24 protein-coding genes are annotated in these 23,077 nt (G+C 41.7%); 10 read left to right on the forward strand and 14 right to left on the reverse strand.

Annotated elements, in window-relative coordinates:
* Positions 1 to 2 precede the first annotated feature (2 nt).
* From HDC92_RS10840 to HDC92_RS10850, 3 genes are read left to right on the forward strand one after another with little or no spacing between them, the layout of a single operon-like run.
* Positions 3 to 2,969, forward strand: coding sequence for a SusC/RagA family TonB-linked outer membrane protein (locus HDC92_RS10840; protein ID WP_183874405.1), 2,967 nt, complete (start codon positions 3 to 5; stop codon positions 2,967 to 2,969).
* An 18-nt stretch (positions 2,970 to 2,987) separates the two neighbouring features.
* Complete coding sequence (locus tag HDC92_RS10845; RefSeq protein ID WP_183874407.1) at positions 2,988 to 4,391, forward strand: RagB/SusD family nutrient uptake outer membrane protein; 1,404 nt, start codon at positions 2,988 to 2,990, stop codon at positions 4,389 to 4,391.
* A gap of 40 nt (positions 4,392 to 4,431) precedes the next feature.
* Positions 4,432 to 5,892: a TlpA family protein disulfide reductase gene (locus HDC92_RS10850; RefSeq protein ID WP_183874409.1), complete on the forward strand. Its 1,461-nt coding sequence runs from the start codon at positions 4,432 to 4,434 to the stop codon at positions 5,890 to 5,892.
* On the opposite strand, the gene HDC92_RS10855 is transcribed toward HDC92_RS10850, so the two are convergent.
* The 7 genes from HDC92_RS10855 to HDC92_RS10885 form a co-directional block, all read right to left on the reverse strand.
* Complete coding sequence (locus HDC92_RS10855; RefSeq protein ID WP_183874411.1) at positions 5,857 to 6,909, reverse strand: hypothetical protein; 1,053 nt, start codon at positions 6,907 to 6,909, stop codon at positions 5,857 to 5,859. The genes HDC92_RS10850 and HDC92_RS10855 overlap by 36 nt on opposite strands.
* Positions 6,910 to 6,979: 70 nt before the next feature.
* The gene (locus HDC92_RS10860; protein ID WP_183874413.1) at positions 6,980 to 7,249 is read right to left on the reverse strand and encodes a hypothetical protein; all 270 of its coding nucleotides are present in this window, start codon (positions 7,247 to 7,249) and stop codon (positions 6,980 to 6,982) included.
* Between the two features lie 159 nt (positions 7,250 to 7,408).
* Positions 7,409 to 7,834, reverse strand: a complete 426-nt coding sequence (locus HDC92_RS10865; protein ID WP_183874415.1) for a MauE/DoxX family redox-associated membrane protein — start codon at positions 7,832 to 7,834, stop codon at positions 7,409 to 7,411.
* A 13-nt stretch (positions 7,835 to 7,847) separates the two neighbouring features.
* The gene (locus tag HDC92_RS10870) at positions 7,848 to 10,235 is read right to left on the reverse strand and encodes a lanthionine synthetase LanC family protein (protein WP_183874417.1); all 2,388 of its coding nucleotides are present in this window, start codon (positions 10,233 to 10,235) and stop codon (positions 7,848 to 7,850) included.
* A gap of 72 nt (positions 10,236 to 10,307) precedes the next feature.
* A complete protein-coding gene (locus HDC92_RS10875) occupies positions 10,308 to 10,901 on the reverse strand; it encodes a hypothetical protein (RefSeq protein ID WP_183874419.1) in 594 nt (197 codons plus the stop codon).
* Positions 10,898 to 11,146, reverse strand: a complete 249-nt coding sequence (locus HDC92_RS10880; protein ID WP_183874421.1) for a hypothetical protein — start codon at positions 11,144 to 11,146, stop codon at positions 10,898 to 10,900. The genes HDC92_RS10875 and HDC92_RS10880 overlap by 4 nt, the downstream gene beginning before the upstream one ends.
* A gap of 23 nt (positions 11,147 to 11,169) precedes the next feature.
* On the reverse strand, positions 11,170 to 11,811 hold the full coding sequence (locus HDC92_RS10885) for a Crp/Fnr family transcriptional regulator (protein WP_183874423.1): 642 nt from the start codon (positions 11,809 to 11,811) through the stop codon (positions 11,170 to 11,172).
* Positions 11,812 to 12,115: 304 nt separating this feature from the next.
* On the opposite strand from HDC92_RS10885, the gene HDC92_RS10890 reads away from it, so the two are divergent.
* A complete protein-coding gene (locus tag HDC92_RS10890; protein ID WP_183874426.1) occupies positions 12,116 to 12,751 on the forward strand; it encodes a DUF6266 family protein in 636 nt (211 codons plus the stop codon).
* A 243-nt stretch (positions 12,752 to 12,994) separates the two neighbouring features.
* On the opposite strand, the gene HDC92_RS10895 is transcribed toward HDC92_RS10890, so the two are convergent.
* A complete protein-coding gene (locus HDC92_RS10895; RefSeq protein WP_255484508.1) occupies positions 12,995 to 13,375 on the reverse strand; it encodes a class I SAM-dependent methyltransferase in 381 nt (126 codons plus the stop codon).
* A gap of 112 nt (positions 13,376 to 13,487) precedes the next feature.
* Between HDC92_RS10895 and HDC92_RS10900 the strand changes: the two genes are divergently transcribed.
* The 3 genes from HDC92_RS10900 (at position 13,488) to HDC92_RS10910 (ending at position 14,754) form a co-directional block, all read left to right on the forward strand.
* Complete coding sequence (locus HDC92_RS10900) at positions 13,488 to 13,742, forward strand: hypothetical protein (RefSeq protein WP_183874428.1); 255 nt, start codon at positions 13,488 to 13,490, stop codon at positions 13,740 to 13,742.
* Between the two features lie 30 nt (positions 13,743 to 13,772).
* The gene (locus HDC92_RS25365) at positions 13,773 to 13,865 is read left to right on the forward strand and encodes a topoisomerase DNA-binding C4 zinc finger domain-containing protein (protein ID WP_411267834.1); all 93 of its coding nucleotides are present in this window, start codon (positions 13,773 to 13,775) and stop codon (positions 13,863 to 13,865) included.
* Positions 13,866 to 14,058: 193 nt separating this feature from the next.
* Positions 14,059 to 14,754, forward strand: coding sequence for a hypothetical protein (locus HDC92_RS10910; protein WP_183874430.1), 696 nt, complete (start codon positions 14,059 to 14,061; stop codon positions 14,752 to 14,754).
* Between the two features lie 53 nt (positions 14,755 to 14,807).
* Here HDC92_RS10910 and HDC92_RS10915 read toward each other — a convergent pair whose 3' ends face one another.
* Both HDC92_RS10915 and HDC92_RS10920 read right to left on the reverse strand, forming a co-directional pair.
* Positions 14,808 to 17,690 (reverse strand): glycosyl hydrolase, encoded by a 2,883-nt coding sequence (locus tag HDC92_RS10915; protein WP_183874432.1) that lies wholly within the window; start codon positions 17,688 to 17,690, stop codon positions 14,808 to 14,810.
* Between the two features lie 18 nt (positions 17,691 to 17,708).
* The gene (locus HDC92_RS10920) at positions 17,709 to 18,368 is read right to left on the reverse strand and encodes an alpha/beta hydrolase (protein ID WP_183874434.1); all 660 of its coding nucleotides are present in this window, start codon (positions 18,366 to 18,368) and stop codon (positions 17,709 to 17,711) included.
* A gap of 225 nt (positions 18,369 to 18,593) precedes the next feature.
* Between HDC92_RS10920 and HDC92_RS10925 the strand changes: the two genes are divergently transcribed.
* Complete coding sequence (locus tag HDC92_RS10925; protein ID WP_183874436.1) at positions 18,594 to 18,755, forward strand: hypothetical protein; 162 nt, start codon at positions 18,594 to 18,596, stop codon at positions 18,753 to 18,755.
* Between the two features lie 350 nt (positions 18,756 to 19,105).
* On the opposite strand, the gene HDC92_RS10930 is transcribed toward HDC92_RS10925, so the two are convergent.
* The 3 genes from HDC92_RS10930 to HDC92_RS10940 form a co-directional block, all read right to left on the reverse strand.
* Positions 19,106 to 19,489, reverse strand: coding sequence for a hypothetical protein (locus HDC92_RS10930; RefSeq protein WP_183874438.1), 384 nt, complete (start codon positions 19,487 to 19,489; stop codon positions 19,106 to 19,108).
* Between the two features lie 143 nt (positions 19,490 to 19,632).
* Positions 19,633 to 19,962, reverse strand: coding sequence for a hypothetical protein (locus HDC92_RS10935; RefSeq protein WP_183874440.1), 330 nt, complete (start codon positions 19,960 to 19,962; stop codon positions 19,633 to 19,635).
* A gap of 112 nt (positions 19,963 to 20,074) precedes the next feature.
* Positions 20,075 to 20,263, reverse strand: a complete 189-nt coding sequence (locus HDC92_RS10940) for a hypothetical protein (protein WP_183874442.1) — start codon at positions 20,261 to 20,263, stop codon at positions 20,075 to 20,077.
* An 87-nt stretch (positions 20,264 to 20,350) separates the two neighbouring features.
* On the opposite strand from HDC92_RS10940, the gene HDC92_RS10945 reads away from it, so the two are divergent.
* Entirely contained in the window at positions 20,351 to 20,866 is a 516-nt protein-coding gene (locus HDC92_RS10945; RefSeq protein WP_183874444.1) for an SRPBCC family protein, read from the forward strand.
* Positions 20,867 to 20,888: 22 nt separating this feature from the next.
* On the opposite strand, the gene HDC92_RS10950 is transcribed toward HDC92_RS10945, so the two are convergent.
* Positions 20,889 to 21,875: a hypothetical protein gene (locus tag HDC92_RS10950; RefSeq protein WP_255484509.1), complete on the reverse strand. Its 987-nt coding sequence runs from the start codon at positions 21,873 to 21,875 to the stop codon at positions 20,889 to 20,891.
* Between the two features lie 783 nt (positions 21,876 to 22,658).
* Here HDC92_RS10950 and arr point away from each other — a divergent pair.
* Positions 22,659 to 23,072, forward strand: coding sequence for an NAD(+)--rifampin ADP-ribosyltransferase (gene arr / locus HDC92_RS25315; RefSeq protein ID WP_276525063.1), 414 nt, complete (start codon positions 22,659 to 22,661; stop codon positions 23,070 to 23,072).
* Positions 23,073 to 23,077: the final 5 nt, after the last annotated feature.

Here is a 23,077-nt window from a genome sequence, read left to right on the forward strand (position 1 = left end):
ATATGAAAAAAACGACGTTATCGCTCGTAATGGCCGTGCTTTGCCTCATTTTTACCGCGAACGCACAACAAAACCATTACCTCAGAGGCAAAGTAATCACCGCTGATCAGCAGCCCTTGCCAGGTGCAACGGTAAAACACAATAATACGACAGCTCTTACGAACCAACAGGGGCTATTTGAAATAAACACCACCGCTCTAGAGGGAATAATTAATGTTTCCTACACTGGCTATAAATCCAAAGAAACCAATTTCAAGAACATTTCAGAACCCTTAATTATCACACTTGAAGAAGATAATAGTAACCTTAAAGAAGTAGAAATTAATGCTGGGTACTATGCCGTAAAAGAAAAAGAACGCACCGGAAACATTACCAGGATCACTGCTGCAACGATAGAGAAACAACCCGTAAACAATCCCTTATTGGCCCTGCAGGGCAGGGTTGCGGGAATGGAGATTATCCAGGCTAGTGGCATTCCTGGCGCAGGAGTAAAAGTACAGATCAGAGGACAAAACAGCTTATCCAATGGAAACGATCCATTATATATTGTAAATGGCGTCCCGTTTCCTTCTACTTCGATGTCTTCGGCCACAATTAATGTGTCTGTACTTTCTCAGGCCAACCCGTTAAGCGTGATTAACCCTTCCGATATTGAAAGCATCGAAATCCTGAAAGATGCCGATGCCACAGCTATTTATGGCTCACGTGGGGCTAATGGCGTAGTACTCATTACCACAAAAACAGGAAAAGCAGGAGACGTAAAATTCAATGTCAACCTTTACCAGGGCATTGGAGACATTGAACGACGGATTAAACTGCTGAACACAGAACAATACATCGAAATGCGTAAAGAGGGATTTAAAAATGACGGCACTACGCCTTCAGCTTCCGCATACGATATCAACGGAACATGGGACCAAACCCGTTACACCGATTGGCAGGACGTAATTTTCGGCGGAACTGCCAATACCACCAACGCCCAGCTATCCCTATCTGGTGGCAGCCAGCAAACTACTTTTTTACTCAGCGGAAATTATTACCGGGAAACCAGTGTTTTTCCAGGAGATAAAAAATACCAGAAAAAATCTTCCTTATTAAGCGTAAACCATCAATCCTTAGATCAAAAACTAAAGATCACAGTATCCGCAAATTACAATATCGAAAACAATGCCTTGCCTACCTCAGACATTACAGCAAGTATAAGGCTGGCACCAAACGCCCCTGCAGCATTAACAGCCGACGGCAAATTAAACTGGGAAAACGGAACTTTCCGGAACAACCCCCTGGTTCCTGTGTTCAAGAAATATGATGCCGATACCTATCACTTGGGGGCCAGCACTAATATTCGGTATTGCATTATTAAAGACCTGGAAATTAGCGCTGTTGTTGCTTATAGTAAAGTTCAGCGTACCGAACTATCCACAAACCCACTTTCTGCCAGCGATCCTACCCAGGCTTTAACCGCAAACAACAGAACAGCCAATTATTACGACAGTTCAAACCAGACCATTAATGTAGAACCCCAGATCTCCTGGACAAAAAACATGGCAACCGGCAAACTCAGTATCCTGCTTGGTACTACCATTCAAAATAACGAAGCCAGTAACCAATTGATCCAGGGTACCGGCTATGTCAATGATGGATTATTGGACAACATTGCTGCAGCCGCCACCATACGTACAAGTAGTGCTTTCAGTTCAGTTTACAGATACTTATCTGTTTATGGCAGGCTCAATTACAGTTTAAAAGACAAATATTTCCTGAACATTACCGGCAGGAGGGACGGCTCCAGCCGTTTCGGCCCGGCAAGTAGGTACGGTAATTTTGGGGCCATCGGAGCGGCCTGGATTTTCAGCAATGAGAGTTTTTTAAAGGAGAAGCTGCCATTTTTAAGTTTTGGTAAATTAAGGGCAAGCTATGGCATCACCGGCAATGACCAGATCGGCGATTATACTTACCTGGATCGCTGGTCCCCAACCAGTAACCCTTACCAGGGTGCCGCGGCCTTAACCATAGGCAGCATTTTTAATCCCAACTTTGAATGGGAAACCAATAAAAAAGCAGAAGTATCCATCCAACTCGGTTTCTTTAACGATAAGCTCAACCTAACCAGTACTTATTTCCGCAACAGGTCTTCAAATCAACTGATCAATTATTCTCTGGCACCAAGTGTTGGGTTTCCAAGTGTAGCCAAAAACTTTCCGGCCACTATCCAAAACAGTGGATTAGAATTCGAATTATCATCCAGCCTTGTTCAGCACAAAGATTTCAAATGGTCGTTGTCGGCCAACCTATCCATACCCGGAAACAAACTGGTAGCTTTTCCAGAAATCGAAAAAACCACCTATACAAACACTTACATCGTCGGCCAATCGTTAAATATCATTAAAACCCTCGAAAGCACCGGTGTCGACCCAAATACAGGCTTGTATACTTTTACAGATTTTGACGGGAGCAACAGCGTTAACAGCCCTGCAGACCGGCAACGCTTCAGAACGTTGGGCCAAAGATACTCAGGTGGCCTACACAATCTGATCAGTTATAACAGGCTTGAATTGGATATTAGCTTTCAGTTTGTTAACCAGATTGGGCGCAATGCCATAACCAACAATGCACCAGGTACATTTAACAACCAGCCAGACATCGTTTTGCGGCGCTGGCAAACACAAGGGGACATCACCGACATTCAGAAATACAGCGCAGCAACCTCCACCTTAACACATTCCTACGCCAGTGCGTATGGAGAACTTGCCATTGGAAATGCCTCCTACATTAAACTCAGAAATGTAACTGTTAGTTATAAAATGCCTGAAAAGATCTTAAAAAGTATAGGAGCAAAAAATGCAAAAATATACCTGCAGGGACAAAACCTGTTCACCATCACAAATTATCTCGGCTTAGATCCCGAATCAGTTAACCTGCTGCCCCCATTAAGAATGTTGACGGCTGGCTTCCAACTTACCTTTTAATCACCTAATACGACTATCATGAGCCTACACAACAAATACAAACTCATTATAATTAACATCGCTATACTCCTCAGCTCCCTGAGTGCATGTAACCAATACCTTTCTATAGCCCCACCGATCAACTACATCTCCGGAGGATTGGTATTTAACGATGAAGAATCTGCAAAGGCGGCAATTACCGGCATTTACAGCAATATGGCCAGTGGCGGGTATCCAAACGGAAACATCAACAGTATCGGCACAATCACTGGCATGTGTGCAGATGAGTTCATCAATTATCCTGCGCAATATGATGAATTTCACAGAAATGCCATCCTACCCACCACTTCTTCCCCTGCCTGGAATTTATCATATCAATATATTTACACCGCAAATGCCATATGGGAAGGCGTTACAAAAAGTACAGTGTTAAGTGATGCAGTAAAAACGCAGCTGGAAGGAGAATGCAAATTTATCCGTGCCTTCTGTTATTTTCATCTCACCAATCTATTTGGCGATGTTCCATTAAACTTAAACACCGATTACCAGGCAAACAGCCTGTCCGGTAGAACTGCACAAACTGAGATCTACCATCAGATCATCAAAGATCTTTTAGATGCGCAACGTCTATTGGGCAATGATTTCTATACTACGGAGCGGGTAAGGCCCAACAAATGGACAGCCACAGCCCTATTGGCCAGAGTTTACTTATACACCAAAAACTACAGCGAAGCCGAAATACACGCCTCCAGGATTATTGCCAACACCGCTATGTTCAGCTTAAAAACAGACCTGAACCAGGTATTTATTAAAAACAGTACCGAAGCCATCTGGCAACTCTACCCCAATACCGCAGGCCGCAATACCAATGAAGGGGTCTTATTCCTGTTAACCGGTACTCCAGCCAATGTTTCCTTAACCCAAAACCTGATTGATGCCTTTGACCCCTCCGATAAACGCAGGATCCAATGGATCGGGAACATTACGGTAAACAATAAAACTTACTATTACCCAGCTAAATACAAAGTTGGCGCAGTAGCCGCGCTAAGCGAATATTCGATGGTATTCCGCCTGGCTGAACAATATCTGATCCGGGCAGAAGCCAGGATCAACCTGGACAAAATTGAGCTGGGGATTGGAGATCTCAATACGCTAAGAACCAGGGCCAGATTAGCACCAACTATTGCCGTCCCTAATCCCCTGCCTGCATTACAACTCAATTTGCTTAAACCAGATGCTTTACTGGCAGTAGAAAACGAGCGCAGGTTTGAACTCTTTTCCGAATCCGCACACCGCTGGTTTGACCTGAACCGTACCAACCGGTCTGAAGTAATTTTGCCTTTAATCAAAGGCGCAAGCTGGCAGAATACCGATAAGTTATTTCCCATCCCTCAGGCAGAACGAAACAATAACCCTAACGTAAAACAGAATAATGGCTACTAAAACAATACGCACCTTCTACAATTTATGCATATGCGTGGGCATGTTCATAAATACTGATGCTTTTGCACAGACCTGGCCAAACCTGCCCGCTAAAATATCGGGCAAAATCATAAATGGGCTCAATTCAAACGACAGTATCGTGGTCAACATCAACGAAGACAACCCCAAATGGAGCTACAAGAAAAAGATAGTCCCCATCAATGCCGATGGGTTTTTTCAGATTTTGCTGGATACCATTCACCAGCCATCAGCTATCAGAATGGTCATTAAAGGTCGTAATTACATGATATTTGAACGCGAAATTGAACCTGGAGATAGCCTCTTCCTGGAGATCGATGCTGTTGTGTCCAATCCGGCGAACAAATACAGTGGCTATATGCCAAAGTACAGCGGAAATAATGTGGGGAAATATCGTTGCGACGATAGCATCGCAATATTCAGACAAGGCTGGGATAACCAAAGAAAAAATTTATACAACCAGTTTGTGGCCTGCAGATATAGCGACGAGTATTACACTAAGCTATATGAATTTCTGCAAACTGGATATGGCAAAGTGATCATGATTTTGGATAATTTTAAAGGACAATTGAGTCCTGCGATGTACGAATACCTGAAGGCAAGATATATCGCTTTCTATGTACCATGGAGCAGTACGCTTAGATCCGAATACAGCCAGACAAATAATTTGGATAACAAAGCCCGGATCATTAAAAATTTTGGGCGCTATCAGCCTTCGAAATTGGTAGTGAGTCCGGATATAGCGGGCTATGACACCTTCTTTCTTGGCCACTTGTTTAGTCATATTCAGGTTGAAACCTGGTTCGAATACGATGGTAAAAAATACTCTTTTAAACTAATCTATGAAAAATTGAAATCCAGATACAGCGGATTTTTACGCGAAAGATTGCTGGCTTATTTTCTCTATTGGCCTGGAAATATGCTATATGTAGAAAATTATGACCCTGCAGATTTTGCTGCCTGCTTGGCAGATGCCAAATCGATTACTAAAGATCCCTGGTTAAAAAAGGTCCTCGCTCAAAAAACTTTTCTTAAATCAGGAACAGCAGCCTATCCTTTTGCTTTGCCCGATACCAGCGGAAAAATAGTTAAGCTTGCAGATCTGAAGGGCAAGGTAATCCTGTTAGACTTATGGGGCCTGGGGTGCTCCGGATGCGCACAATTTTATCAGCTATTTGAAAAAGAAATACAACCCCATTTAGCAAATGAACCAAATTTCAAATTTGTAAGCCTGAATGCCGACAATAGTACAGAGAGATGGACAACAGGGATTAAAAGTGGCAAATATACCAATGATCACCACATTAACTTATATCTGGAAGGAAAAGGAGTTAAACATCCCTTTGCTAAATTCTACAGCATTGTATCTGCCCCATTCATCATCCTGATTGACAAACAAGGAAACCTAATCACTAAAATTGAACTGGGCTTAAGTGGAGCAGAACTATTAAAAACCATCAAAACGGCACTGATAGCTCAATAGGTGATGTTCGTATAGCGCAAATAAGCGATTGTCGCTTACAGAAAAATCACTCATTTTTTGATCTTTATAATTTGGCACCTTAAAACTATGATGATATTTACCATCATTAACATCGTAAACATCAATAACGGTATAGGACTTAAATTCCGTAAAGGATTCACCATCCGAAGGCAATAAAGATTGAACGTAAAGCCAGTTCCCATCTGTACAACCTTTTTTATTAACCTGCAAAGGAGGAGCTGACATCAGCTTTTCCTTTGTCTTTTTACGCCTGATCTCACTTACCTTTATCTTGGCAATACGGTTGGTGTCTATGGTACGGGCGGTATACATCAAATTCAGGTTCGTGTCCAGGCATACAAATTGGTTGCTATAGTAATTGGTGTAAAACAGCCTGCCCTTCACCTGATTATAAGCCATAAAACCATCAATTGCAAAGTCAGTGTTCAACTCATCGGTTAAGTTGAATACAGCTGACCTTTTTAAGGTCGGGTAAACAATGATCTTTTGCAACACCCTTTTACCAGATTGATAAGACCTGATGATGATACTGTTTTTGGAAATCACCTTTACCCGGTCAAATTTTATCGCTCCAAGAGTGATCCTTTTGGTATGTTCAAAGGAAATAGAAGACTGTACATAGGAAGGGCCCATTCTTTCCAGGTAATATACATTTGGCGAATCCACCTCAACTTTTATTGCACGTACATCTATTGTGGTGTCGTTAACAAAATTGGGAATATTAAGTTGTAAACTATCGCTGAAATCAGCAGAAAGCATTACGCCGTGTAAAGTCGCTTTATGATTGCCCACAAAAACATGGCCTCTTGTTATCCCACTGATATAATAATTAGGAAATCTCAAATCGATTTCATTCAGCTGTTTTAAAGGGGTTTTTTGGAAACTTCTGGTAAAACCATTTTTTATTTCCTGGCCCTGCCTTGATGAAAAATATAGAAAAACCACTACTAAAAGCCCGGCCAAACTCAGCAAAAGGAGTAAAAAAATCTTTTTCATTTTATAGATACCTTAAATGATTAAGTATGTGCTTAAAAGATTGCCTGGGTAAAATACCCAGGCAATAAAATTAATTGAATTGACCACTTACTAATTCTACGTCCTGATCACAGATGTAGCTACCAAGCTCACCGGTACGAGTAGTTGGCAGTTCAAAAAAGGATATACTGCAATCCGTACCGGTTCCAGTACAATCTACAGTTGCACAGCTGTTATTAGGGTCGTAATAAATACCAGCTACCCTGTTTGCTTTCGTTGAAGCTTGAGCTTCTGCTTGTGATACGATTGCTCCGCCTAAGGCTACTGTAGCCATTAAAGCAGAAAAAAGGATTTTTCTCATTGTTTTGTTTATAAATTTTGATTTTCGCCTACTCTGGATCACGGGTTTTCAGCGTCTCCCGATTCATGCGCATTGAATATTGTTAATCCGGGCTACGCCCGGAAATAGTAAGTCGCCCGAGATCCTGACGCAGGTCATAATCTCGGGAAAAAAAGATGTCTAACTACCCTTCTCTTTTTGTCCCTCTAACCAAATCCCGATAATCCCCAACCCAACAAAACCAATATTGAAAATGAAGTGTTTTTTCCAGGAAAGCTTTTGTAAAATACCCCCGCATGAGCACGGAATATGCTCACTCATCGTCAGCATAATGCCGATATAAGCAGTAAAAATAACCATCAGCATAAACGCCGCATAAAGCCCGACCTTCAATGTTCTCTGTATCATCAGCAATACTGCAATCACAATTTCAACAACCGGAACAGCCCAGGCTAAAATTGCTGCATAACCGGTCAGCATAGTTGATTGCCCTATCTGTGCCTTAAACTTTTCATAATCAAGTAGCTTATTTGCAGCCGCGTATAAAAACAGCAGTATAAAAAGATAGGAGATGATAAAAACGATGATATTTTTATTCAGTTTCATAAAGGATATGGATTTAATGAGTGTACTGATTAGTAGGGTTATAGAGTTCCTTGAATTTTAAAAGGAACAGAATGATGCCTGGGGTTCCTGTTAATAAACTCAGGTCATGCGGGTTTGCCGTACCCATATGCCAGGATATTTTGTTTTTTCCTTTGGTATGGATGGTATTGGACAGCACGTGGTAAACCCAGGCGGCCCTTTTTTTCCATTCAGGATGTTTACAGATCCTGGCAGCTTCTGCATACACAAAGCCCACACCAGCCATGCCATTGATTAGGCTGTAATTTGCGCTGACTGCATGACCGGGACATTGCCACAATAATTTCTCGGCCATATCTCTATGAGTTTGATTACCTGAATGTTCATAGGCGTATAAAAAGCTCAGGGCAATGTGTGGGTATACATTCAACTGAGATTGATTTTTCATACTCCTTTTTAACCAGTCAAGCCCTTTTTGTATGGCTGCTTTGGTTTGATCGTCAGGCAATAATCCATCACATTTGATGAGCGCAACAATGATCCCCGGAATACCATTGGTTAAACCGTATAAGCCATTGTAAGCATTTTCGGCAATGCTATCCACAGTCCATGACCCATCGTCTTTCTGTACCTGTATAAGCATTTTAATGTAGGTCCCAATTCGTTCTTTAAGGAAATCGGTAGGGGCGGTGTCACAAATGAGCAGGGCGGCCAGCGCTTGCCCTGCTATACCATTGGCCAGGTCAAATTGGTTAGATATCGTGTAAAAGCTGTTTTTTATTTTGTCCAGGTTCTCGCTCAGACAGGAGCACATCCCTGTTGATATGCCATAATGCAACAGCAAGGATTGGCCAGTTGCACCTTCAAGAAGGCCTGCAGGTTTTTTCTGAATCAGGATGGAATCAAAGTGCGGCTTTAAATAGTTGCTAAAGAAATTGAGCGTTCTTATACCACAGCCTGAAGGGCCGGTTTTATACAACAGGTATAAGATTCCGGCCATGCCTGGTGCTAAGCCTGTTTTAGGTTTGAATAGTTCTGAAATAGTTAAGCCTTCCAGCGCCAAACTGATGAGGTTTAAAACTTCCGCTTTTTCTGGAAAAACCGCGATTTCGAAGGCGCCTCTGTCGTCGGCCTTATGTTGTTGATGTGTAATAAATGAATGGATATGGCTTTTAATTGTACTCAGCGATGGCCGGTGGTATGGGGCTTTATTTAAGCATTTTACCAGTGTGCCCGCTATTGGAAAATCGCCCGTAAAGAAAAAAATGCCAACTCCGGTTTGCACCGGGTTATGCAGGTTGAATTTTTTGGGTGGCATATTCGTCAGAAAAACAATCATCAAAGCAGCCAGTCCATAAATATCTTCCTTAACAGTAGGTTTTTGGGTCAGTTCCTGCTGTGGCGACATATAGCCCGGCGAACCCAGGCCGAAGGCTGGTGATGGATAATCCTGCCTGGCACTATAGGCCATTTCCATGTCAATCAGGTATAATTCCTGCGTTGGGCTAACTAAGAAGTTTTCTGGTGTAACATCCCGGTGCAGGTAGCCTTTTTCATGCAATTTTGCCAGCGCGTTAACCACCTGAAGCAGCAAATTCAGCAATCGGTTCCGTTCATTAAGGCTCAGCTGTAACCAGGTCCGGCCTTTATAAATACTGTCGATCACCTTTGTTAAAGTTTCTCCCTTTATAAATTCCATCACCAGGTAGCTGTTTTGGTTGGCTTCAAATAATGCTATGATCCTGGGTATCTGGATTACACCCGCAAGATCCTGATGAACATGTTGCTGCCATTCCAGCCTGTGTTTCATATCTCTGCCATCGTCATCAGACCACATACAATACCTGCCTTCTTTGATGACGCATTTACCCAGCTTCATAAATCCTTTAAAATACAGGCCTTTTAATACATCACCTTTTACATCCTGCTTTAGGGTGGCAGTAACCATATATTTGTTGTTTAAAAACCGCCGGGTATTAGCGATTGAGGGCTGCCCAGTAGCAGACATACCTTTATGGGGCAGACTGGAATACACCAACCCGCCCAGATGAATCCGGCCGGGAACTGCCGGCCCCTTGTACCCGCTGGTTAAGCGGATGAGCTGTGCAATGATCTCTTGCTGATCAACATAGCCAGACAGGTAAATGGTGATCACCTTGCCAATGTGGCCTTCGCCAAATACGCCACTCAATACCTGCTTGGCAAGCATCTTATTCTTGATGACCTTGAAAGTGATTTGTTCGGCAGCAAATAATGATGCCAGTATGGCCAATACCTCAGCAATTTGAGACCGAACAATGGAAATGTAGATGATACGGTTGTTAGGCGATGGGGGCGGGCCGGCCAATAAAAAAATGCCCTCATTTTTGAAAGACAATTTGTGGTTTACAAGAATGCTCCTGAAGGTATCTGGATTTTTCATGATCCAAATGTATAGCGGTGGGAAAGGCAGGTGTTATGCAAGTTTGCATAAAAAAAACATGCAAATCCGGGCTTACTTCAATTTATTCACCTGGTTTATATACGAGCGCAGCGACATATTTACGTGCATGGCCTGTACCTCCTGTGTGGAGCAGTTTATAAAAGCCTGGTTTTGGACCCTGAACTGCCTTACCCTTTCCAGCGGACATGCATTTAGCAATTGACTTTTTTTGCGGTAATAATGTTCCTGTTTTAAGGCAAATGACCTGATTGCCGTATCTACCTGATGATGTCTGCCCATCAGGTCCCGCAGGTCCGGGTAACCTATGGAAAGGATGGGGCCATGCTCAAGCGGGGAAATGTAAGTGCTGCGGGCCTCATTTTCGAGCAAACTGGAGGGACAAAAAATAAACTGCCCCTTTTTCCAGATCTGCATTCCGCATTTCGATCCTTTTTCAGGATGATAATGATAACAATGTACCATAGCCTGCAAAGCAACCCATAAACGTCCTTCGGCAGCAGGCCCCGGCATTTCCAGCTCCTGGTATTTGGTGCAGCTATGGAGTCTGAACCGTTTACTGATGTCGTCAGTTTTATGTTGCTCCATCACCATATCTGGGTCAAATGCCGGCAGTATAAAACGTTTCACGAGTTCAGTAGTATTCATTTTAGAAACTTCATGACACTGGATTGCAGGTAAAAATTTGCCCCGCCAATCTTTTTGCAGATCAGTTTGCCATTTTGTACATAGTTGAACAAGGTGCGGTCGCCTTTCCGGAGCATGAGTTTTACCGTTTGGCAATCCAGCCAGTTGTCTTCAAGGGCCGCCATTTTAAGCTGTTGCTGCTCGGCACGGCGCTCTTCAAAATAGATTTCAAGTAGCGCCAGTATACGTTTTAATATTGCTAACATAAATGAAATTTTAATTTTTTTACTTAGTGCTCTTCTCCATAAATCTCTTTAAGTAATTTGCTGAATGTGCTTTCTGTTACCCCTATATAACTTGCCTGGCATTTGTCAAGCAATTTTATTTTTCTGTTACGGCCTTGTATATCCGGATAGCGTTTATGCAGTTCCATGATCCTTTCTTTAGCAGGTAACTGCAGCAGTTCACCTTTTTCCATAAAGTTTTTGGTATTGGAAGCAATGATCAGGTTAGATAAGGTATTGGCTTCAGGAAACATTTCAAAAACTACTTTAATATTGTCTGCACTGATTTCCAGCAGATGGGTATCAGGTATGGCAATAAAATAGCAATTGGGAAATTCTCCGTTGAAAAAGCTATCAGGCAAAATAGCAATTTCGCCAGCTTTAAAAATAACGACTACGATTTTACCCTTGTTATTTCTCAATACACCAACAATCATCCCTGAATTGATAAACCAGCATTTGGTATGTATGGAGTTTATAGAACTTATTTTAGCAGTACCATTGGTGTAATAACCAACGAGCATTTTTTTTAAAGTTGGCTGAAACTCCTGATCATGAATGGTGTGGATGTTTAAATAGCTGAACAGTTCGTTGTAGCTGTTATCGCTAATGATTTCTTTTTTAATGAGTTTGTTTTTTTTAGACATAGAGAAAGTGTTAAGTTAGTTGACTACAAACTTAAATGTTAAACCTGCTTCCTGAAGTTGCGCTAGGACAACTAAATCCACTTTTTTAATTGCTGATCCAATAATTTTATGACGGTAAGCGCCTGATTTATTACCTTACATCTGTCGTTTAGCTATCTGATATTGAACGGCTCTTAAACGGATGTTGAACGGATATCAAGCGAAACAACGCATGCAACAGGCTTTTTGCAGCTGCAGTGTTGCAGCCGGCAATTGGTTTTGCAAGTGAAACGGAACAAATTTCTTATGCTTAAAAAATTGAATTATGGCAAGGATTAAAAATGGAATTTTAGGTGGTATAAGCGGAAAAATTGGCGATGCGGAGGGTTATGTGCGCAATGGCATTGCTTATATCCGTGCAAAAAAGCGAAAAAATAAAAAAGCGCCCAGTGTAAAACAGCTTGCGGCCCGGCAAAAAATGGCTGTAGTAAATAAATTTATCAATACCATGACTGCCTTTGTAGGAATTGGTTTTGCGGGTATAGCACAAGGGCAGGCTTTTTCGGCCAATAACGCGGCCAAATCCTATCAGTTAAAAAATGCGCTGGACGGAGCATATCCTGGTTTGGTTATAAATTACAGTAAGGTGATGCTGAGTATGGGCACTTTACAGCCGGCAGAAAACGCGGCTGTTGAATGGGATGGCAATCGGTTGAGGTTTTCATGGCACTGCGATGCCATTAGCGAGCGGTTTTACAATCAATCGGTAGCCATGCTTTTGGTGCATTGCCCCGAATTGAACAAGAGTTTTTATGACCTGAGCGGGGTAAAGCGCTTAGCAAAGGAACAGTTTGTTGAGCTACCTTCAGATTTTAACGGTCGGGTACTGCATGCTTACCTTACGTTTGTAACGGATGACAGGGTAATGGTTTCGGATAGTGTGTATGTAGGGGAGATTTAGTATAAACGACATATCTTCTGCATTAAGTCGTATGTTGTCGTATGGGGAGGCATGCTTGGACGGCTAGATAATTAGGGTCTGGTTTGGCTAGTATTGGAGCAAAAGTTTGCGAACCATTGTTAAGATTTCCCTTTTTGGCATTTAATTAAAAAGAATGGCTGATGCTCATTGATTTCTGTAATCTCAAATAATCCGGCTTTGTCAAATTCTGATTTTATGGAATCCCTGTCATAAAAGAACATTTTACGGAATGAGTTTTTCCCTTTCACTGCTATCCAGCAAATGAATTAAAGCATAGCAAAATATCCCATCATACTGACAGGTATCAAATGGCATGTCGTTTACAGAACCATGATAGATAACCATATCGTTTCCGTAATGTTTTTCGGCCATTTCAATGGCAGTTTTTGAAATCTCAATCCCGGTTACAGCCATTCCGTTCTCTTTGAAAATTTGTGCATTCCTTCCGTAACCGATTCCAGGTATCAGGATACTTTTTACTGAGTTTTGGACAAAAAAATCTTTTGTTAATACAGCAGATTTTGCGGGTTCAAAGCCCCACATTTCCTTTTTTTCGCCAAAGGCTGATTCCCAAAATTCTGGTTTTTCGGTTTCCTCTTTCATGATCGTAGCTTTATACCATTGCTTATGCAATTTACCAAGAATATTACATTTGATAAATCATTAATCGACAAATGATTATTCTTGTAGATTTCAAGGTAATTGGATCTTTGGAATGCTGATTTTTATCAGCAGCATGTTTATCATCGGTTTTCTATTTTTCAGAATCCGCATATTCCGCTATATCTTTTCCATCATTTTCTCTCTGGGCTGGGGATTCCTGGCACTTGCCATTGCCTTTATGCTTACCAAATCAAATGTAAGCCCCTGGATATTGTCTGTAGTTGTATTTGGCTTGGGCCTCCTGGTTCACAAAGGGCACTTTACAGCACCTGATCATACCGCAGTCATTCATTACCGGGATCGATAATTAATGTAATGAATATCATGGAATAGGCTAATTCATCAAAACAAATGCCCAAGATGTGGAGACAATTTAGTTTCACGAAATGGGAAATTCGGAAACTTTAAAGGTTGTAGTAGTTTTCCTTAATGCAAATTTACTATTAATGACTAATATGCACCCATTGGAAGTATTGCGCATTTATAAACATCCCAGAAAAAACAAACGGACATTAATGCTCCATTCCGGATTTTCTATTTAAAAAGACGAAACCATCTGATGGTCATTATGGAATTCTGCAATAGGATGCATCTTTTATAAAAGTAGTTTAAAATAGATCATTATGGAACCAGATAAAATTATAAAAGCCCGGTTAAGTTTTGCTTGTGATCAAAATTGGGAGGCGATGAGCGATCAGGCTGATGGTAAAATTTGTAGTGCATGCGATAAAAAGGTTTATGACCTGACGGATAAAAATGTGGCGTATTTCATGAAGATCATGCAAGATAACGACAACAATGTCTGTGGTAGGTTCTCTAATGATCAGTTGATAGTTGGTCCCGAGCCTGTAATTGGGCACAGTTCGTTTTGGAAAAAGTGGTGGACTGCGGCAATGGTTTTTGTGGGTTTGGTGTCATTGATGAGTAAGGCAAATGCGCAGCAAGCGAAGATGGGGAAGGTTGCGGTTAAGGATAATGCAAATAGCTGCCAGCAGACAGATCAGATGTCGCATACTTTAGGTATTGTGGTGATGCCAAATGATCCTATTGACCAGGCGCTCTATAATTACGTGAATAATTATGCGAAGGTTCCGCCTTCTGCCCATGGCAGATTGGTGGTAACTTTTAATGTGAAAAAGAATGGGGTTATTGATCATTTAGCCGCAAACACGCATTTGTCTAAAGCTGTTCGTGCGGAGATCTTAAGGGTGATTAAGCGTGCGCCGATTGCTAAACTGGTTCAGAAGGATCAGTTGAAGCATACGGCAATTTCGCATACCTTATACTTCACATTTGAAAAAGGGACGATTGTAGACTGATGAATTACAGCCGTAACAACGCAATTGATGTAAAACATAGCAGGTCTCACATGCTATTTCTCACTAGATTCCATCAAAACAACCGGCCCCAACAATCCTGAAGGTAAAATTTTCCATGCAGGAGTAACTTTAATATTCGTTTTCGTCAACCTTTGATCGGCTGGTAAACTGTCATCCCCGATCAGGCGGTTCCGCCAGCTATTCACAACTTCAACCTCAAGTTTATTATCACCGGTTTTCAACGCAGCTGTAATCTCCACCCGGAACGGCGGGCTCCACAAAATACCCAGATCTTTCCCATTTAATTTTACTTTAGCAATACCTACATCCTTAACTTCTCCAAGGTCCAGAAAAAGCCTTTTTGATTTTGTTTTCGTTGCCTTAAAATTTTTGGCATATACTGCTGTCCCCGAATAAAAACGGATCCCATCCTCCGGCCGTTCTGTCCAGCTTTGCAAAGTATCAAACTTTACTAAAGCAGGACCACCCCATTTGGGATCAAAACGCACATCCCAGGCACCGGAAAGCTGCTCCAGCTCCTTGTATCCGGGATAATTGTCCGTTTCCTTTCCTTCTTTACTGCCAAGAGGCTTTCTGAAAACCACAAACACTGAACCATTCGGGTCAAAAACCAAGGGTACCGTAATCAGGCCCTCCTTTTGTTGATAAGCCTTTGCATCCCTGATTTCGCCCCTTAAGGGATCCCATAATTCGGGCATCCTGTCAGCCATCCGGAAAGTACAGGAAACGGCTACCTGCTTATTGTTTTGATTGGAAATAAAATAAATGTCTGTTCCATCAGGCAAATAACGGTGGATATAATCAAACTTATCTGTTTTGTTTTCAGCCACAATCTTAACATCATAAGGAAGGCCACTTTCCAGCAATACATTGGCCGCAGTTTTACCCCAGATTACTTTCCCTTTTCCCAGTACTTTTTCGCCAGCTGAGGTATTGCCCTTTCCCCACAGTTCATCTGCCAGCAGATTGAGTTCCGTTTCAGCAGCCGGATAACCCACCAGGCTACTGGTAGATTCGGGCTTTAAACCAATCACCGTTGCCCCGGCATTTACCAGTGCTTTTACTTTTCTGATCACTGCCAATGACAAGATCTTATGGTCTGGTAAAACAAGCACCCGGTAATTTACACCATGGGGCAACTCGATTTTGCCGTCCCTAACCGTCAGATCGAGCAGGCGGTCTTCATTGATCAGGTCGTAATCATATCCCGGCAATGCCCCCGCAGGGTCATCTTCTTTCAGCCTGCCCAGATTGGGCACATGGTCTCCATAATAATACAATACATCCGAAAGTGCTGTTCCCTTTTGCAGCAGGTAATGGCAGCGGGTCAGGTAACTCAGAAATGCTGTCGAATAATTCCACCAGGTCACATTAGGGTTAAAGTGCGTACCGGCAAAATACTCCTGGCCGGGCATTCCCATTTCTTTAGGAGAAGAAGTGAAGGTATGAAAATATACCAGGTTCAGGCCGGCACAAAACTCATGGTCTACACTCGGCTTCATGTCTGCCCAGATCACATCGTTCCAATGCTTCCCGATCGTGGTAAAGGATTCGGCACCAACCAGCTGCTTATTGAAAATCTTAGCTGCACTGGCAGCTTGTTTAACAAAAAAACGGTCTATCGGCCGCGGACGGTGAGGGCTGGGCGACCAGAATTCACTCATCATCACCTCACTGTGGCTGTAGTTCTTAAGCCCGTCAAAAGGACCTGCGTGTGGTCCTGCAGACTCTGGTAAAATACCTATTCCATGGGCTCTGGATCTTTTTGCGAAAGTACCGTAATGTTTTTCTGAAACCAGGTCTCCTATTGTTTTACGGAAATCGTTCAAAAAACGCACACTTACAGAACGGCTTTCAATTATTTTACCAGTCAGTACCGGTAAAAAGAGGGTCAGGTCATAGCCTCTCCTTTTCTTGAATTCATCGGCAAAGCCGTCCGTCCAGTTCATCCCCCCACCTTCAAAACTGTCCGTTTGCAGATAACGCAAGGTTGTACCTGCCATAGGGCCAATCAGGCGCAGCAGCGGCTCCACATGCGTGTCCCAGTACCGGTTAAATGACTTTTCACTCAAAAAATCAAGTACCCTGCCATCCCATTTCCCGCTGGTAGTTGAAGTCCGGGCGTCTGTAGTGGTATACCCTATGCGGATCACCTTCCAGTTGCCAGCAGGCGCGTCCCAATTCAATACCCCATCCTTAAAATACTTACTGATATTGAGTACTTGTTTGCTCAGGGCATCTTCCTCACCAGGCATCCCGGCAATGTCTGTTAAAAATGGCCGGGTATCGGGAACAGAGCCTCCGGCTTCTTTGGAAGCAGTTTTGTTCTCCAAATCATGTATAGGTGCATGTACTTTGTTTTTATCTGGAAAGGCGAGCACCGCAATTTCTTTATAGTAATCGTCCCTTATTGCCGGCTGCACTAATTTTTGGTTAATCTTTGTTCCCCCTTTAATGCCCAGTTCCGAAAATGTAACCTGTTTAGCTGCCTCTTCAGGGCTAACATCAGGGCCGCCAAGATTCCAGCCACTCTGGATGTTCATAGACATCACCAGGCCCAGGCGTTTGGCTTCGCGAATGGCATACAGATAAAGTGCCCGCCAATCCGGGCTGCCAAACATAGGCCCTTCGGGCACCTGTCTGTTCCCAACCTGGTTGGCCCCGCCAGCATCAAAAATACAGGCACCGCTAAAGCCCTTTGCCTTCATCTCCTCCAGGTCGCGGGTAATAGACTGCTGCGTTACATTGCCGTTTAACCACCACCACCAACAACGCGTACCATACGCACTACCGGGTCGCTGAAATTCTGCATCAACTATAACATTCGTTTCTTTTGGCAATACACTTTTCGGGTTCTGCCCGCAAACCGGAAGTGCAAAAAATAAAAGGATAATAGTTTTTACTATATTTCTCATGCTTATTCAACTAGGGTGTCAATTGTTGTGGTATTTATCTTGGTTAAGGTATTGAATCTTCTTGATATGAGATCTAATGTGTTCATTACTTATCTTTTGGACAATATAGTTACTAATTTCTGCTGCATTGGCGTACACCATAAAATGTCCGCCATTATTTATATGGGTAAGATTAAGGGGGAGATCTTTATTTCTCCAGGTTAAAATACAGGTCAATGCCCATTTCATAAAGGTAGTATCGCTGTCAACTACAAGCTGTTTCAGTAATATGCGTTTTTCATCGGTTCTGGCACCTAAAAACTTCAGCCCAATCCCATTGCCTTTTTTTAATAAGCGGATTGGTATAAGCTTTTGTAACCTTAAACTACCCGCCAGGCGGTAATACCAGGGCAATTGGCTGTAAACCGGTGAACTGGAGATCAGAAAAGTATGTAAAGGCTTCAGTTTCTTAGCGATTTCAGTAGCCAGCATTCCGCCAAAGGATAATCCGATCAAGTAAAACGGGGTAGAGGTATCTATGTTAAGCGCCAGTCTGGTTGCATAATCATCTAACGACTCGTTCTTTTGGGGAGAAATCCAATCCAGATAAACCAACTCAAAATCCTGCGGGAAAATCAGCTTCCTGAAAGCACGTCTATCGGCCCCCAAGCCACTGATCAGATAGATTTTTTTTGACATTACACGAATATAAAGATAATCGCTAAAATCATAAGAAGCCATAGCGTATCGTATGCGCCTAAGTATTCCTATCCAATAGTATCGTGCGACTATGTAGAACGAGATCGTAAAGTAATTTTTAAACGTGTCCCCCACAAAGGCGGTTGCTGAGTTCGGTGGCGACTTTCTCCAGGCAGGCTGTTATTGTTGGTGTGGTTATTCAGGAATATTAATTAACTTTGTATTATGTCACACGCATCATCAAATATTGTAAACAAAGGAGGGAAGAAATTCCCTGTTAACCCTTTTATCAAAATGATTGAGGATAAAAAGCGCATTGCCGAGGCAATTCGCAATGGAAAAGATTTGTCTATGTTAAAAGACATTAACTTTGTCTCTCCGATATAATCTAATAGATAAAGGAAACGGCGTATATTTTTTTACAACAGACTCTGACATTCAATACACAACATTTTTTACTTCTTACCAAATTTTTGACCAAGACAGCAATAGTCATACGATCTATAGTTTTGGCTTTGATCGGAGTGGTAAATTTGATAACAAGAAATTCCATCATGACTACGATGAAAAAATTAAAAAAACCATAGTTTATATTATTAAAATTTTTTTTAAAAAACACGATCAAAAAGCCCTGGTATATTTTTGTTATCCCGATGACGCATACTCCAGACATTGAAGCATTATTTTTAATAAGGTGATTTAAATGGCAAACCTGTATTGGTTTCCTGGCTAAATGATTACCGTAATATTATCCGCTTAAACTTCAAACCACAACCTTCGTCACATGGAGGATTAAGTTCTAAATTGTTGCCGGTTAGTTTGTACTGGTAAACTGTCAAAGTGTATACCGGACTTAATATTTCCATTCTTTCTTTATCCAGGATTTTGTAGCCAACAATCCCCGGCATTGCGTCACCTTCCAGTTTGCCTGCAGTATCAATTACAATATACCTGGGCTTACCTTTTACTTTAGTGTATTTACCACTGCCGTTTCCGGGGTCGTCCCAGACTTCCGTCAGTTTCCAGGTGCCGTAGATTTCGGTTGAGCCTTTATCTTCTTTTTTACAGGATGAAAGGAGAGTAATGAAGGTAATCAAACATAGTAGCCATAATTTATTCATGTCAGATTGGTTTTCTACATAAACGAAAAATACTGAATAAACGCTACAGTATCCATCATAGTTTGTCAAACAAAAAATATCTGGTAACTTGGATCAATGTATATTAGGTAATAGGATCGGACGAGAGCACTCCATTCATTCTTTTAGCTAATAATAAATTCTAACCATTCTTCTAGCAATACTTTAAAATCTTGTATTGGGATTCTACTATTTGTATACCCTATCTGAACGGTGCCTTCTACAGGAAAAATGGTGAGTTCAGATCCCATTATTTCTCCCCAATCTTCTTGAACTCTAATCCCATCTAATACCTTATTTAATTCTGCAATCTGGTCTTGCACCAAAACGATACTCGAATTAGAAATGTGAGAAGCGATATCTATATTCTCTGTTACCGAAGTCGTTGCAACATTAGTGAATGTATTAAATGGACTACTTTTTTTATAAAAGCTGATTCCGTAATTTTCTTTCATTGCAGTTAGTCTTATTGGATGTCAATATATGATATATAATTATAATATAGCTTTCCGTTCTGCCATTCATAATTAGCTTTTGTATTGGCCACTGATGGAATGGAATTGTACATCATTCAGATTTTTCATTTTCATATTCAGAAATCAGGTGTGCCAAAAGGAGTTTTTCTTTATGTTCATTGCTTCCTTTTTGTACTCGCTTTATTTCTTCATATCGTGTAACCGCACGGTTATACTTAACATGCTTATCAGTTATTAAAGGGAATCTTTCTCTGAGTTGGTTGCGGTGACGTTTTTCCATCACAAAGATGAGGTCTGCCCATAACTCCAACCTATTGACATATAAACAGCTGTAAAATTCCTAAATTTAACCCTTACAAATAGAAACATGCCCACAATAACCCTCCAAACCTATATCAATGCCGACAAGCAAACCGTTTTCGACCTGGCGCGGAGTATTGATCTGCACCAGATTTCTACAAAGCATACCAACGAAAAGGCAATTGCAGGGCGAATATCAGGTTTGATAGAACTAAATGAAACCGTTACCTGGCAGGCCCGGCATTTTGGCATTACGCAAAAGTTAACCAGCAAGATTACGGAGTTTAAAAACCCCGATTTCTTTGTTGATGAGATGTTGTATGGAGTCTTTAAATCAATCAGGCATGAGCACCGGTTTGTTAAACAGGGTAGTGGAACGCTAATGACAGATATATTTAATTATGTTTCTCCGTTAGGTATATTGGGCCGGATGGCTGATGTTTTGTTCCTTTCCAGCTACCTGAAAAACTTACTGCTCAAACGTAATGCGGTAATAAAAGAACATGCTGAAAAGGAGCTATTGGTTAACTCAATAGTAGAACCTGATCTGGGTGAATCCCATAGGTGTCGTCCTTTCGGTTAATTGTTGAACTTCTTTTTCAATTTTACAGTGCCTGAATTTCTTCGACAGGAAGTTTGGTAAGTTTCGCAATTTTTTCAATTGGGAATTTATCCTTTTTCATTTCACGGGCAATTTCTAAGGCTTCGGCATGACGGCCAATAGCTTCGCCTTGTTCAATACCAATTTCAATTCCTTCTTTTTTTCGTCGCTCTAATAATATCTCTTTAACTCCCATAGGTGTCGTCCTCCCGGTTAATTGTTGAACTTCTTTTTCAAAAATACGCATCATCTCCTGTTTTTCAAAATTTACGTAATAGGCCAGAAAGGCCATGATTTTATCGTGTTTTACTTTACTGACTTTTCTTTTGATCAATTCTCGGGTTAGGTCCATTTTGATTTCTTTGAGTTGGTCATCTTTGATCTTCTTGTTTTTTAATGCCATTAATACGGTTAATACCACAACTGCAAAAGGGTTCGGGTCTGCCCTTAGTTTCGTTTCATCCTGGTCTAATATCTTGTAGGTGTTAAATTCATAACTAAGTTTGGTACCCAGATATTCTTCTTTATATATTTTGGGGTGGTAACTTTTAACATGGTCAATTAAAACGGCAAATGCTGCAATAGAGACGTTGTGCTTGTCTTTGGCTCTGTAAAAGTAACGGAACATCCTTTTGCTCAACTCTTCATGCCCTTTACTTCCCTGAACTTCCACATGCACCAATATGAATTTAGCCCCACCATTTTTTAAATGAACTTTTACCAGTTTGTCTACAAACCGTACACCAGCGGAATTTTCTTCAGGTGGGAATAACCGGTTGAACTCTTTATCTAAAAAAACAAACTTCTTTTTAAAATCAAACAGTTCCTCAGCGTTTGGAAAAAAGAAGCGCAGGAAATATTCAAAAGTGTCGTCTAAAATTCCTTTCCACAGCTCGTCATCCCTTGCGGGAGCTTTCTTTTCCTGGCTTTCTTTTTTATCATCGGACGTTTTAATTTTTTGCTGTGCCGTAATGGTCATTTCTTCTGGCATATCTACTGGTTAGGTACATAGCAAATCTAGTTTAAGTGCCTGGCATGACCTCGAAAATATGCAGCTCATTTCGTCGAATTTTTATAGGTTTTCGAAATTTAATTTGGTTGTCTTTCTTGTATCCACACGCCTTGGTGATCATCGTTTGGCATTAAAGCTGTACAATGAAGGATTGGCATTTGATCTTGAAAATAAAGATGTTCTGTTAGAAAAGTCGTTCGCTGAGAAAGAATTGGCAGCGCATAAATAAAAGCAAGAATAGAGTGTCAGTAACTGATTTTAATACCCTTCATGATGATGTGAATTAAGATGGATAAAGAATGCGAATTTGTACGTTCGTTGTATAAATAACGTAGAAATTACTGAGATCGTACGTTGGGAAAAATATACTTTGAAATGTTGTTTTTTATGGTTTTTAAGTATTTATTTTAGCGAAAAAAGAAAACTATGAGTACTGAATTCCATCCGGACAACGCGATTGTTAAGCGCTGCATGCAGGGTATGAAATTAGAGGAAGAGGGTAAATTTGAAGAAGCTGGGCTTGTTTTCCTTCAGGCCTGGGATACTGCGGCTGGTGATTTTGAAAAGTTCCTTGCTGCCTGGTTTTTGGCACGGACGCAGCCTGCTGTTTCCGGGAAAATTTTGTGGTATGAAAGGGCTTTGGAACTGGCTTCCAGGATAGATAACGATGCTGTTAAAAGTGCTTTTCCTTCGCTGCACAGAAATTTGTCCGGGAACTATGAGGAGGCTGGTGATTTTGAGAAAGCTGCGGCGCATCGGGAGCTGGCCCAGGCTTGCGTAAGCCAGCCTACCGATAGCGGGCCGTTTTATCATGGTACACGGGCGCAATTGAATACCGGTGATTTACTGACTGCCGGCCGTGTGTCTAATTATCAGTCGGAGCTGGTGATGAACCACATTTATTTTAGCGCGCTGGCTGGCGGGGCTGGGCTGGCTGCTGCGCTGGCGCCAGGGGAGGGCCCGGAAAGGGTTTACATCGTAGAGCCTACCGGCAGTTTCGAAGACGATCCCAATGTGACAAATATGAAGTTTCCGGGCAATCCAACGCGTTCGTACCGGAGCAGGGAACCGTTGAAGATTGTTGGGGAATTGGCAGAGTGGCAAAGATCATCGCCGGAACAGATACAGCGGATTCGGGACAGGTTTGCTGGTAAGAAAGATGAAATCATCAATTGAGTATT

The organism is Pedobacter sp. AK017 (assembly GCF_014200825.1).
Lineage (GTDB): Bacteria > Bacteroidota > Bacteroidia > Sphingobacteriales > Sphingobacteriaceae > Pedobacter > Pedobacter heparinus.